Source organism: Paraburkholderia ribeironis (assembly GCF_900019265.1).
Classification (GTDB): domain Bacteria; phylum Pseudomonadota; class Gammaproteobacteria; order Burkholderiales; family Burkholderiaceae; genus Paraburkholderia; species Paraburkholderia ribeironis.
The window spans coordinates 1-12,266 of record NZ_CYGX02000044.1 but is presented as its reverse complement, the minus strand read 5'-3'; the positions used below and the strand labels follow the sequence as shown (position 1 = coordinate 12,266).

Sequence of the window (12,266 nt, the reverse complement as noted above, 5' to 3'; positions counted from 1 at the left end):
CCGCACATGGCGGACCGCCTCGCCACGACCGATCGCGTGTTGCGGTTCGCCACGAAATGTCGGCACGGTGACGTAGTCGATGAGGAAGATGGAGCCAGTGGGGCTCAGAACTTTACACACCGCCGGCATACAGCATGCGCTTGCCATGTAGAATCGGGCAACGGAGCCTGCATGCCAATCTCAATTCAAAGCAGATCGAAAGCGAGCGGTCGCAGACAACGCAATGAGCTATCGCGAACGAGCGCAAAACCTACCGTGCAGCGAAAAAGCGCCTCATTTTGCGAGCCCTTTTGATCTCTCCGCACTGCAGACACGTCAATACCGCCGTGATCGAAGCATGGCGCAGATGAAGCTAGTACGCAACGCTTTTCACGTCCACGCGATGGTCTGAAGCAAGGCCGTGATCCACTTGGTGCCCATGCAACAGGTCCAGAACTCGCCCGTACCGAGAGCGATCACTTTTGATCCTTAAGCGCGTGCGGGCGGCGTCGGACGACGCACTCGATTGCGGCCGTCAGGCAGTTGGCTGCGGCTTGCACGATATGATATGGTGAGCTCGATTGGCAACGAACGTCTCTTTGATCTGTATCGCGTGAGCGGTCTCACGCTCGACTGACTCGATGGACGCGCACGCGCTCAGACCAACGCCGTGCTACCTCCTATGGAAGAACATGTGACTCACTTGAGTGGCGAGTACGCACGATGAAATGGCGTCGGTGATACGGGTAGTTGAGCAAATAGAAGTGCAAAGCCGCGTGTGCTTCACGCGCTGCTGGACGAGCGCGGCAGTTGGCGACGACATTGCGACATAATGCAACCTCAAGTACTCGCGGAACCGCCGTCGCAAGTCAGATGCGCGCGGCGCCACCCTGGAGAAACCGTTCGGCGGCATCGAAAGCCCTCCGGACCGCTTCAACGGGATCGAGACTCCGTCGATGCCCGATCTGCACCAGTTCACCGGTGCGCAGAACCAGGTCGAGATGTGCGTGAAAAAAACAGCGCTCCGCCGAGGCATCGGTCAGAGCGACTTGCGCGCCGACTATGTCGCTCCGCGCGCGCTCGCGAATTGCCTCGAGCGCAAGATGGCATCCCGCGATGGAGCGGCCGAACCGCTCGAGCCGCACCAGTTGCGCGGCTGCTTCTGACTCGAATTGCGTGGTCCGGGCGACTCCGCAGTACACGATCTGCATATCGATTCCCATGCTGCCTCCCCGCGAGGTATCCCTACCCGTCGGTTGCTGGACGGCGACGGACGCCTACATCAGCGATGTCGATGGACGATTATCGGCGCGCATGCGTACCTGACGATTGACCTGCGTCAACGGCTTGGCAATGCTGCGCAAAGAAAGCCGCAACGTTTGCGGGACACAATACGCTGGAGGATCCGCACGTGCTATTTTTCGAAGCCCGCCCGAAAATTGCCGTTACAACCTTCCCCATGCGCGACGCGAATATAGAGGCGCCTGTCCCGGTACCCGCACATAGTTCGGCCTGGGCTCTCTTTTGCATCTTTCTACGGCTCGGTCTGACTTCGTTCGGCGGCCCGGCAGCGCACCTTGGAAATTTTCGCAACGAATTCGTCGCGCGCCGTCGCTGGCTCGACGAACACACATTCGGCGAAGTAGTTGCGCTGTGCCAGTTTCTGCCGGGTCCCGCTAGCAGCCAGGCCGGCGTCGCGATCGGGCGTCTGCGTGGCGGCATTGCCGGAGCAATCGCTGCCTGGCTCGGCTTCACGATGCCGTCGGTGCTATTGCTAGTGGCTCTTGCGTACGGCTTCACGCGTGTGTCGGATGCGACCTCGCTGCATCTGTTGAGAGGGCCAAAGATTGCGGCGGTCGCGGTGATCGTGCAAGCGGTCTGGTCGATGGGACGCATGCTGTGTCCCGATCGCGCACGCGCCACGATTGCAGCAACGTCCGCGATATCAGTCATCGTGCTCGGTGCGGCCTACGGGCAGGTCGTGTCGATCGTCGCTGCGGGGCTGGCCGGCGCCGCGTTTCCCAAGTCGTCGACGCAGCTTCCGGGTGCACCGCTCGGCATGCCGGGGACGAAAGCCGGCGCGATAGCCTGTCTCGCCGCCTTCGCACTGCTGCTGTTCGGATTGCCTGCGGCAGCGGCCTATCTGCGCAGTTATCCGCTCGATTTGTTCGCGGCCTTCTACCGGGCCGGCTCTCTCGTGTTCGGCGGCGGGCACGCGGTATTGCCCGTACTCGAAGCGATCGTCGTGCCGCGCGGCTGGGTTGCCCGGAATATCTTCATGGCAGGCTACGGCGCGGCCCAAGCCGTCCCAGGTCCACTGTTTTCGTTCGCCGCGTTTCTCGGTGCCGCCAGCACCGGTCATCCGGCGGGCGTGGCCGGCGCGCTGATCGCTATGGTGGCGATTTTTTTGCCTTCATTCCTGCTGGTCGGTGCCGCGCTGCCGCTGTGGGGCGAGTTCCGTGCGTTCGCGCCTATGCGCCGCGTGATGGCCGGCATCAACGCCGCCGTTGTCGGCATCCTGCTGGCGGCGCTGTACGACCCCGTTTGGACTAGCGCGGTGCATAGCGGACGCGATTTCGCGCTGGTGATCACGGCGCTGGTGCTGCTCGGGTGGTGGCGCGTGCCTTCGTGGGCGGTCGTGGTGATCACGGCCGCGCTCGCGGCGTGGGTCGTGTAAGGCTGGGGATCCGACGCCGCGGCATGCGGTCGGTGCGCCGCGCGCCTGTCGTCAGCATAGGAGCGGCCCACAACACCTCAAAGGCAAGCCCTGTGCTCCGGTCGATCGGCGCTAACGGCTGCCCGGTGTCCGGCCGTACACCGAATTCGTCGCCTCGCACAGCAGCGCCTGCCACCAATGCGTCATCCCCCAGCTGACTCCTGGCATGTACCGCTCGTGGTATGTGCCGCCGCTGCTGCCGCGCACGCAGGCCCAGTCGTTCCTCCGAAGCTCATTGCTCAGATGCCGTCGACGGTTGGGAACGTCACACCACATCGGCGGCGCCCGTCACCGACGCGTTGCCCACCGCGCGCGAGTCGCCGATGCGCGGGGATTGCGAATCATCGAGGGGCGATTCCGTGCCGTTAGCTCCGCTCGAATCCTCTCGCCAATTCCCAATCCGTTATGCGGCGATCATATTCCAGTTGTTCCCACCGGGCCGCATGCACGTAATGATTGATGACTTCCTCTCCCAAAACCTCGCGCAGCCACGCGGACTTTGACGCAATGTCGACCGCTTCTCGTAGCGTTTTTGGAATTTCAGGTAGGTCGCCATCGCGGTACGCGTCGCCGATAAATGGGCTCGGCAGTTCGAGCTGTTGGTCAATGCCCGCGAGTCCGGCCGCAATCAGCCCCGCGAAGGCGAGGTACGGATTGAGATCCGCCCCTCCAATCCGACATTCGACTCGAGCGGCACGGGAGCCTTCGCCGCAAATCCGGAAGCCCGCAGTGCGATTATCAGGACTCCAGACAGATTTCGTTGGCGCGAAGGTACCTTTCTGGAATCGCTTATATGAGTTAATGTATGGCGCCAGAAAAAGCGTGATGTCTCTCGAATACTTCAAAAGACCTGCAAGGTAGTGGCGCATAAGTTCCGACATGCCATCAGGCGATTTCTGGTCAAAAAAAAGTGGGGTCCCGCCCAGCGACCACAGGGAGGAATGGATATGACTAGAGGAGCCAGCCAACTCGTAACTCCACTTGGCCATATACGTAATCGCTTTGTTCTGCTGCGCAGCAATTTCCTTGCTACCGTGCTTAATGATCGTATGCTGGTCGGCCATCACTAGCGGATCGGCATAGCGCACGTTAATTTCCCCTTGACCTGCGCCCCATTCCCCCTTTGAGCATTCGATCACGATTCCTGCATCATGCAGTCCGTTCCTTATCGGACGCATGACGGATTCGTGCCGCGACGTCGACAGAATATGATAGTCCTGGCTGTACGTTCCAGATGTCACGAGGTCGTGGTATTTCTTGACCGATATGTCCTCGTAGGACTCATCGAACAGATAGAACTCAAGCTCCGATGCGAAACAGGCGGCCATTCCCCTCTCGGTCAGCCGACGAAGCTGCTTCTGCAGAATCTGCCTCGGCGAATGCGCAACCAGTTGCTCGCGCTGATCAAAAACGTCGCAAATTACCAAAGCGGTGGCTTCGAGCCAAGGAAGCCTTCGCAACGTCAAAAGGTCGGGCTTGAGCAGGAAATCGCCATACCCGCCTGCCCAGCTGGCGCCGGTATAGCCGGCCACGGGCTCCATCTCCATATCGTTGGCCAGCAAGTAATTGCAGGCATGTGTTTCCAGATAGCCGTGCTTAACGAAGAAGTCACCGTGAAACCGCTTCCCGACAAGACGACCTTGCATGTCAACCATGCAAACGAGAACAGTGTCAATGGCACCGGAAGCAACCGCTTGTTTCAACTCATCGAATTCAAGACTCATATTTCATGCCTGTGGATTGATCAGCCAACCTTCCACGCAAGCCATCAAGATAGAAGGTTCTATGCAGGAATGTCGTCAGGAAGACTGCGCGCGTTAACAGGCTTGCGGCAACGTTCTATAAATCTGGTTGATCCAGTTTCCGAATAGGATATGTGCGTGACTGCGCCAGGAATTTCGGGGCTGCAGATTTTCGCAATCCCTTGGGAAGTAGTTCCTTGGAATGTTTATGCGTCGACCAATTGTTCGATCTCTAAAATACTCATCCGCCAACGTCTGTGAGTCGTACTCTATATGATTGAAGATGTGTAGAGAATGATGCTTCGGATCGTCAAGAAGGCACAGCCCCGTCTCCGGCGATTCAATGAGTACGCAGATGCCGCTGCCCGGCGGGATATCCGCACTTCTCATTTCTGTCCAGCGAGAAACCGGAATGAAAAAATCGTCGGAGAAGCCCTGCAAATAGGGCGACCTCGACTCCAGGCTATGATGCCTGAAGATGCCAAAAGCCTTCTCACTCAGCGCGTACTTCGGAAGACCGTGGAAATGATGCAGCGCCGCTTGTGCGGCCCAGCAAATGTTGAAGCAACTGTGAGCATTGGTTTGTGTCCAGTTTAAGATTTGAGTCAACTCACTCCAATAGGCGACTTGCTCGAACGGAATCGACTCAACCGGCGCGCCGGTAATAATAAAACCGTCAAATACTTGCTCCCTTATCTCGACCCAGTCTCGGTAAAAGGACTTCAGATGACTTACCGGTGTATTTTTCGGTGAATGATTGGCGATTTTTATAAGCGTTAGGTCGACCAATAAGGGCGTTGCGCCGAGTAGGCGTGCAATCTGGGTTTCCGTCTCGATTTTGTTGGGCATGAGGTTTAGCAAACCTATGCGCAAAGGCCGGTCGCTCGGACGATACGTAGTGTCGCCCTCCATCACCGTGATGCCTTCTGTCTGTAGCGCAGTTACAGCCGGTAAACCTTTAGGGACTTTGATCGGCATGGATTTACAACCTCCGTTTCAAAAAAGCGCACGACTCCCGGCAAGATGGCGCGGCACGCCGTCGAGGCATTGCCTGATGCGCCACCTGCAATTCCAGATCTTTCAGTAATTGGAAAAGATCAAGCCGACTGCGATGCATGCGTAAAGTGCGCCTGTTATCTTCTCCAACACGGATTTGTTGTTGAGAGCCACGCTTGCTCGATGTGCAAGAAACATATATCCGCCGTAGACCGCGACAGAGATAGCGGTTGCTGCAACGCCCATCGGGACTGCCTGACCAATGTACGAACCATACGGGCTGATGAAACTGGGATATGTGAGCAGTGTAGCTACCCACCCCTTCGGGTTTGCGAGGGAGACGAAGAGCGAATCAGCAAACATCTGTTTCGAGCTCCAATTCGCCGTCTCTTCGCCGCGCGACGCCGATTTTCCACGAAACGCAATAATGGCAAGATATACAAGATATATCGCTCCCATCCATCGTAAATAGACCAATATCCATTGGTTATTGCGGATAAAAAATCCCACGCCCGATAATACAACCGCGGCATGAACGGCCGCACCAATACCGAATCCGACGGCGCCGGGAATTGCTATTTTGAGTCCATGCTTTAGTGTTTGAGCAACGGCAAACACGACGTTCGGTCCGGGCACAGCCACCGCAGCGGTGAAAGCAACAAGAAACAAAACGAACAAATGAAAATCCATTGACTCCGCCAATTCTGTTTGAAATTACCGCCGAAATGGGAGGAACGTCGACCTGGAAAATCCGGCTGCTGGATCGCTACCTCGCCGATCGCTGCGTCCTATAGGCGTCACAGGCGCTTCCGAATGCTCTGAAAATCCTCTGGCTCGTTTTATCGCTGGAAGCGTGCCATTCAGGATGCCACTGCAGCGCGAGTTGAAATGTTGGTGAATTTCTGTACGAAAGCGCTTCTACAACACCATCATCTGCAACTGCTTCGACCCGGATGCCTGCTCCCACCTCGGCGACGCCTTGCTTATGCAACGAATTGACACGTAGCTCCTCGCTCTCGATGACCGACGACAGTAACCCACCAGGAGCGACCTTCACCGAATGAACAGGAAGGTACTGTTCGTCGCGAGGCAGGTTTGTGTTTTCGCGATGCGTGATTCCCTTATGCGACAACGACAAATCTTCGTGCAGCGTGCCGTTTCGATGAACGTTCATCTCCTGCAAGCCGCGGCAGATGCCCAATACGGGCATCTGAAGTTCTCCGGCGACCGTCAGTGCGACCCACGACAGCCGGTCTCGCGGACGATCGGTCTTGCAGGGAACAATGTCGTCTTCGGCGCGCGCCCAAACGCGCTCGTTTTTGCGCAAGATATCGGGATCGAGATCGGATTCGTCGCCCGTCAATACAAGGCCGTCAAGACGGCGCATCACTTCACGAAATGTCCGAGCAGTCGAGTCGCAAGGCAGATCTCCGTCTAACGTCGGTAAGATGACGCACTCGACCGAAGCATACTTCGTCAGCGCCTCGATATAACGCCGCCGCAACCAGTCGCGGTGAACGCCATCGTGAAGATGGCGATTTGCGGTGATCCCCACAACGGCGCAAGCCACATGACCACGGTTGTCCATCATTGCGTTCGCCCCTCGCCGGACAACCGCTCAAGCTGAGCCTCGTACAGCCCCCGGTTCCGCTCAAGCAGTTGGCTGATGACACTGGGCTGTCCTTTGGGACCGCGAGCGAAGAGTCCTCCCCATGACTCGGCTACCTCGGCATAGTGCGGATCGCGCACCCTGATGTTTTGTGCCCGCTTCAGGTGCCAGAAAGGGACGCCAGGCGAGAGGTGGTGTTCCAGATGATATTCGTCAAGGTTGGCGCCGAACAGCAGGCGCTCGATCAGATTGCCTTTTCGATTGCGCGTCAGATAGACATCTTTAGTCTCCGTTTCGCACATTGGAGAATGCTCAGCGAGTTCAATGAACCAACCCAAGGCCTGGAAGGTGGTCAGATAAGGAACCAGCCAGAACAACGCAAGAAGATCAAGCGATTTTGCCTGCATGAAGCCGAGGATAACGACCAGCCAGAATACCGCGAATCCATAGATGTCGATGGTGGCTCCACGCTTGTCGATGTCCTGTTGCCCTTCGCGTGAAATGAGAAACCGGTTGTTCCATAGATATTTGAGGTAGCGTAACGTCGCACCACCCAGCATCGCTTTCCACACGATGGCGAATGCGTATTCACGCGGAGGGCGGACGTCATACACGCCCGACGATATAAAGAACTTCAGGTCGGGATCTTTTTCCGGGTCGCCGAGATGTGGATGATGCAGATGAACATGAGAGTAGCGATATGCCCAATGACGCTGAAAGAGAGGATATGCGGCGAAAACAATACCGAGCACGTAGTTCCAGCCCGTGTTCTTTGCGAGCGTACGATGTGCGGCATCATGGGCGATCGTGGTCAACCCGCGTTGCTGCGCGCCGATTATGAGCACTGCGATGGGGTACAGCCACCATGTTATTCGTACCGTTGCATAGGCACACGCCAGAATGACCAGATAGTCCTTCAGAATGTAAAGCGCGCCGGTGATGTTATCGGGCCGCAATTCAGACAACTCCCGGGTAATGTCGCGCGAAAAGCGGGATGTCACGAAGCGTTTGCCCCGCAGTTGCCATGCTTCATAAATTTCCATGATCGAATTTCCTCCGTGAAATATCGACGTCAGACGGCGTCCAGTCCTCGTTGAATATCCGCGACGATATCGTCTATGTTCTCGATGCCAACACACAGGCGGATAGACCCGTCGAAAATGCCGGCCGCCTCGCGCTTTTCTTTGGGAACCGTCGTGTGAGTTGTCGAGACTGGATGCGTGACCAATGTTCGCGCATCACCCACGTTCGACACGTGGTACATGAGCTTGATGTTGGTGATGAATCTGCGGCCTGCCGCTTCATCGGCCAGTTCAAACATGATCATCGCGCCATAACCGACGCGCGCGTCGATCAACTCGTCGACAAGTTCGCGTTCGTATCCAGAGGACAGCGAGGGATATGACACACGCGCGACCTTCGGATGCTTCTTCAGGAACTCTGCAACCGTCACGGCATTTTCACAATGCCGCTGCATGCGAAGATGAAGTGTCTCGAGGCCTTGAATCAACTGAAAGCTGGAGAACGGACTGATCGCGGCGCCGGTGTCACGAAGCCACGTCATCCGCGACTTCAGCAAATAGGGACTTGCGCCAAGATCGTCGAGTTTCAGAACAGCCTCTTTCCAGAGGACGTCACCGTGCGCCTCATCCGCCTCGTTGAACAACGGGAACCGTGCTGCGTCATCGAATGCGAAGTTTCCGTTATCGACAATCAATCCGCCAAGTGTCGTTCCGTGGCCGCATAGATACTTCGTCGCTGAATACGTGGAGATGCTCGCGCCCAAAGAGGTAGGACGGCAAATCAAAGGGGTCGTGGTATTGTCGACAATGACGGGAACCCCGTGCCGCCTGCCAATTTCAGCGAGCGCCGGGACTGGCAAAGGGACAAGGCACGGGTTGGAAAACGTCTCCCCGAATATTGCAATGGTCCTGTCATCGATCAACGATTCGAAGGATGATATATCCTTGGGATCAGCGGATCGCGCCTCGATACCCAAACGTTTGAATGTATTGAATAGCAGATTCCAAGTATTGCCATACAGGTACTTCGATGTAACCACGTTATCGCCTGGCGTTCCGCTGCACAGGTTAGCGATGGCAAGAAAGGTTGCGGCCTGCCCCGAAGCTACAGCGAGAGAGTCGCTTGCACCGTCTACCGCTGCGAATCGCTTCTCGAGGATGCGCGTCGTCGGGTTGATGATCCTGCTATACGTGAACCCGTCTTCATTGACGTTGTAGATACCAGCGATTTTTTCCAGGTCACCGTCAAGCTCATAGGCGGTGGATTGGTAAATCGGCACAGACACCGCTTTGGTGACTGGGTCATGACGATAGCCGGCATAAAGAAGTGCCGTTTCTCTGCACATTTGGGCGTTGGAATTGTTTCTTGACATATCACATGGCCTTTTCCACAAATCGGTCTTTGGGCGGAGGGGACGGTCTCTGGACGCTCCGATTGGCATTGAAAAAATCTTCAAATGCAATTTCCAACAAGCGGATCCACATCGGATCGATGCTTCCCATGCAACCGATCCTGAAGCTGCGCGTCGGAAGATGCAGCTTGGTATAGATGTAGAGGTTGTAGTCCACGAGATGGGCGTACAGCGCGTCGAGGTCTTTTTGCGTATGAATCACATCGCCTGCTGTAAGGGCAAGGCATACCGGCGACCGCACATGCGGTTTTAGCAGAGGAGAGGCATATGGGTCCGTTGCGCGGATGATTGCGTCGCGCACAGAGCTATACCGTTCGCCGCGTCGAACCACGCCTTCGATGGCCAGTCGTTCGAGCGCTTTTGCACACGCTTGAACGATATGCGTGGGTGGAGTGGAGCGCCATTCGCCGTTTTTTTCAAAACTGCGCCACTGGTCTCGAACATCCAGCACAAAAGAGTTCGTACAATCGGCGTTACTATTGAGCATCTCCAGCGAAGCAATCACAAACGACACACCCGGCGGACCCTCGATGCACTTGTTACTCGAAGTCACGAGAACGTCAAACGCGACTTGCCTGGCGCTAATTTCCATCCCGCCGAAAGAACTCATCGCATCGATAATTGTTCTTACGCCATTCTGCCTTGCCAGTTCTACAATCGACCCGATCGGATTGACCACGCCAGTGGTCGTTTCGCAATGAACAAAGCAGACGTGTGTGATCTCTGGATCACTTTCCAGGCACGTAGCGATTTCTGCTATTGGAAGTGACCGATCACTTGGCGCAGTAATACTGACGGCATGGATGCCTCGGAGCTGCAACATTCTGAGCATCCGCTCGCCATAGATTCCATTGATGCATACGAGAGGCCGGTCGGAGGTGGCGACAAAAGAAGCCAACGCAGCCTCTATGCCATAGGACCCTCCGCCCTGCATTGGAATCGCCGAGTAAGCCCCCTGACCGCCGACCAGATCAATGATTAGATCTCGTACCCGCGCCGTTATTTTCTTGAAACTCGGGTCGCGCGAGCCTATGTCATATTGCATCTCCGCCTTCACCTCGTCATTCAACGCCAATGGCCCGGGCGTCATTAAAAAAGTATGCTGCCTGGTCATATGTCATACTCCATAATCGAAAACGGTTATGTAAAGGCGTGAAAACGCGCCGCTCAGGCCTCGCCAGAGCATTGCTCGCGACACATTTTTCAAAGCAGGTTATTACCGATGCGGTCGAGTCCGTTGCCTTGGACATCGATGTCAACTGACTGGCAAGAAGCTCGTGCGCAGACCAACTCTAAGTGGCGCGCGTTCCTGTCTGGTTCACGGGGATCATGCCACAGTGAGGCACCGTACCAGTATGAGTTCTTCTTATGCTCACCTAACAACCTCTAATACCGCGGCTAGGCGTAGAACTCATTCCGACCACAGCAAACGAGGTTTGCGCCGTGACACGAGACAACACGTCAAATGCACTCCCGTCCTCCGCTTGATCGAGGTCAACGACACCCAAGTGGCCGGCGGTAAACTGAACTTGTTCCATGGCACAGGAACGCGTACCACCAATGCCTGCCCCCGTAGCTGGCCGCTCGCGTGTACCTGTACCGCGTCATTCATATGTGCCGCCTCTGCGGCGCATGCGGACCCGGCGCCAGCAGCACTGGTGGATCAGCGTCACTGCACGTTTTGTCGTGCACGCGACGCGCAGTTCGAGCACACGCTGCTCTTAGCGGCAAGACGCATTGGGAAGAGACGACGATATCGCTACGGTTCGATCAACCGGCCCGACTTCGAGCGACGAAGCGCATGCGCTGGGCAATGAGTACTCAGTCAGTGATCCCGTAGCGAGGGCTGCGATTTCCTCGGTTCGTCTCAGATTGGCGAAATGTATCTTCGGAGAATCTTTATGCGTCTTACTGTCCAGCTCGACACGTTCAATCGGGCCCATCCGATGGCATTTGCAATCCTTTGGCTCGACAAGGAAAAGCGGCAATGGTCGCGCGAGGGTCATTTCGGACTTGAACTGCCTGAATGGGGCTCGCTGCACGTGGATTGCGGCAATACGCACGTGTGCGAGCCCAACGACAGGACACCTGTATATGTTCTCGAACGATTGAATCTGGACTGTTGCTACGGACTCTTCGAAGGCGTAGCCGGACGCGCGGAGTGGTGCGCGGAAGGCGGCCACGCTCTTATGACCGGCCATTGGCATGTACAGTGTATCGACAACGAACGAGTGCAGCCGGAACACGGACTGTTCGCTACCGGCGAAGACTCCTAACGCAAAGCGGTGGCTGAGACAGAGCGTTTTGGGCTTCCCTATCGAGACATCTTACCCCACCGCCGTGACAACGCCTTACGCGTCGCGGCCGCAGCGATCGAGACGAGGGAACTCATCGCGGCTTCAAATTGCGCGCGGGGGTAGCGGCGCATCGCTTGTCCAGCGAGCGGTCGATTCCACGACAACGAAACGATTACAGTTGCACGGGTTACCACCTTGACGGAAGCAGTATCAGGCGCCTCCAACGAACAGGCGGCCCGCGCCGAGCAGGTCAATTAACAACGGTCTTCGGCATCGAGGGGGTGATACAGAAAAACGCGGCTGTTGTCGAACGCGCGTCGGCCACGCCCGCGCCGCGATTTCGTCAAACCGCCGACGTGAATCAGCCGGTTTGCCTGTTCAAGGTGAGGGCGCTAGGGAAGCGCTGATTAATGGACCAACTGACCGAGTTGCAGCCGAGAGGGCGTCGAATTTTCCGGATGACGAAGCGACTCGAAGCTGAACTCGGTGAATT

10 protein-coding genes are annotated in these 12,266 nt (G+C 56.5%); 2 read left to right on the top strand and 8 right to left on the bottom strand.

Annotated elements, in window-relative coordinates; all coding sequences use genetic code 11:
- Positions 1–848: 848 nt before the first annotated feature.
- The gene (locus BN2475_RS19560; RefSeq protein WP_094781159.1) at positions 849–1,202 is read right to left on the bottom strand and encodes a hypothetical protein; all 354 of its coding nucleotides are present in this window, start codon (positions 1,200–1,202) and stop codon (positions 849–851) included.
- A 236-nt stretch (positions 1,203–1,438) separates the two neighbouring features.
- Here BN2475_RS19560 and chrA point away from each other — a divergent pair, with 236 nt between their 5' ends.
- The gene (chrA, locus tag BN2475_RS19555) at positions 1,439–2,656 is read left to right on the top strand and encodes a chromate efflux transporter (protein WP_094781158.1); all 1,218 of its coding nucleotides are present in this window, start codon (positions 1,439–1,441) and stop codon (positions 2,654–2,656) included.
- A gap of 404 nt (positions 2,657–3,060) precedes the next feature.
- Here chrA and BN2475_RS19550 read toward each other — a convergent pair whose 3' ends face one another.
- The 7 genes from BN2475_RS19550 to BN2475_RS19520 form a co-directional block, all read right to left on the bottom strand.
- Positions 3,061–4,419, bottom strand: coding sequence for a glutamine synthetase family protein (locus BN2475_RS19550; protein WP_094781157.1), 1,359 nt, complete (start codon positions 4,417–4,419; stop codon positions 3,061–3,063).
- A gap of 93 nt (positions 4,420–4,512) precedes the next feature.
- Positions 4,513–5,415, bottom strand: coding sequence for a homoserine O-succinyltransferase (locus BN2475_RS19545; protein WP_094781156.1), 903 nt, complete (start codon positions 5,413–5,415; stop codon positions 4,513–4,515).
- Between the two features lie 102 nt (positions 5,416–5,517).
- The gene (locus tag BN2475_RS19540) at positions 5,518–6,123 is read right to left on the bottom strand and encodes a LysE family translocator (protein ID WP_162844490.1); all 606 of its coding nucleotides are present in this window, start codon (positions 6,121–6,123) and stop codon (positions 5,518–5,520) included.
- A gap of 76 nt (positions 6,124–6,199) precedes the next feature.
- Positions 6,200–7,024: a gamma-glutamyl-gamma-aminobutyrate hydrolase family protein gene (locus tag BN2475_RS19535; protein ID WP_094781154.1), complete on the bottom strand. Its 825-nt coding sequence runs from the start codon at positions 7,022–7,024 to the stop codon at positions 6,200–6,202.
- On the bottom strand, positions 7,021–8,085 hold the full coding sequence (locus BN2475_RS19530) for a fatty acid desaturase family protein (protein WP_094781153.1): 1,065 nt from the start codon (positions 8,083–8,085) through the stop codon (positions 7,021–7,023). Before BN2475_RS19530 ends, BN2475_RS19535 begins: the two co-directional genes overlap by 4 nt.
- A 29-nt stretch (positions 8,086–8,114) precedes the next feature.
- The gene (locus tag BN2475_RS19525) at positions 8,115–9,437 is read right to left on the bottom strand and encodes an O-acetylhomoserine aminocarboxypropyltransferase/cysteine synthase family protein (RefSeq protein ID WP_094781152.1); all 1,323 of its coding nucleotides are present in this window, start codon (positions 9,435–9,437) and stop codon (positions 8,115–8,117) included.
- Between the two features lies 1 nt (position 9,438).
- A complete protein-coding gene (locus BN2475_RS19520) occupies positions 9,439–10,590 on the bottom strand; it encodes a 2-aminoethylphosphonate--pyruvate transaminase (RefSeq protein WP_094781151.1) in 1,152 nt (383 codons plus the stop codon).
- 787 nt (positions 10,591–11,377) lie between these two features.
- On the opposite strand from BN2475_RS19520, the gene BN2475_RS19510 reads away from it, so the two are divergent.
- A complete protein-coding gene (locus BN2475_RS19510) occupies positions 11,378–11,752 on the top strand; it encodes a DUF3564 family protein (RefSeq protein ID WP_094781150.1) in 375 nt (124 codons plus the stop codon).
- Positions 11,753–12,266: the final 514 nt, after the last annotated feature.

What these genes read in the sequence shown, in the direction of transcription:
- BN2475_RS19530 (WP_094781153.1), bottom strand. Translation starts at nt 8,085, where the DNA reads ATGGAAATTTATGAAGCATGGCAACTGCGGGGCAAACGCTTCGTGACA.
- BN2475_RS19525 (WP_094781152.1), bottom strand. Translation starts at nt 9,437, where the DNA reads ATGTCAAGAAACAATTCCAACGCCCAAATGTGCAGAGAAACGGCACTT.
- BN2475_RS19560 (WP_094781159.1), bottom strand. Translation starts at nt 1,202, where the DNA reads ATGGGAATCGATATGCAGATCGTGTACTGCGGAGTCGCCCGGACCACG.
- BN2475_RS19535 (WP_094781154.1), bottom strand. Translation starts at nt 7,024, where the DNA reads ATGATGGACAACCGTGGTCATGTGGCTTGCGCCGTTGTGGGGATCACC.
- BN2475_RS19520 (WP_094781151.1), bottom strand. Translation starts at nt 10,590, where the DNA reads ATGACCAGGCAGCATACTTTTTTAATGACGCCCGGGCCATTGGCGTTG.
- BN2475_RS19510 (WP_094781150.1), top strand. Translation starts at nt 11,378, where the DNA reads ATGCGTCTTACTGTCCAGCTCGACACGTTCAATCGGGCCCATCCGATG.
- BN2475_RS19550 (WP_094781157.1), bottom strand. Translation starts at nt 4,419, where the DNA reads ATGAGTCTTGAATTCGATGAGTTGAAACAAGCGGTTGCTTCCGGTGCC.
- BN2475_RS19540 (WP_162844490.1), bottom strand. Translation starts at nt 6,123, where the DNA reads ATGGATTTTCATTTGTTCGTTTTGTTTCTTGTTGCTTTCACCGCTGCG.
- chrA (WP_094781158.1), top strand. Translation starts at nt 1,439, where the DNA reads ATGCGCGACGCGAATATAGAGGCGCCTGTCCCGGTACCCGCACATAGT.
- BN2475_RS19545 (WP_094781156.1), bottom strand. Translation starts at nt 5,415, where the DNA reads ATGCCGATCAAAGTCCCTAAAGGTTTACCGGCTGTAACTGCGCTACAG.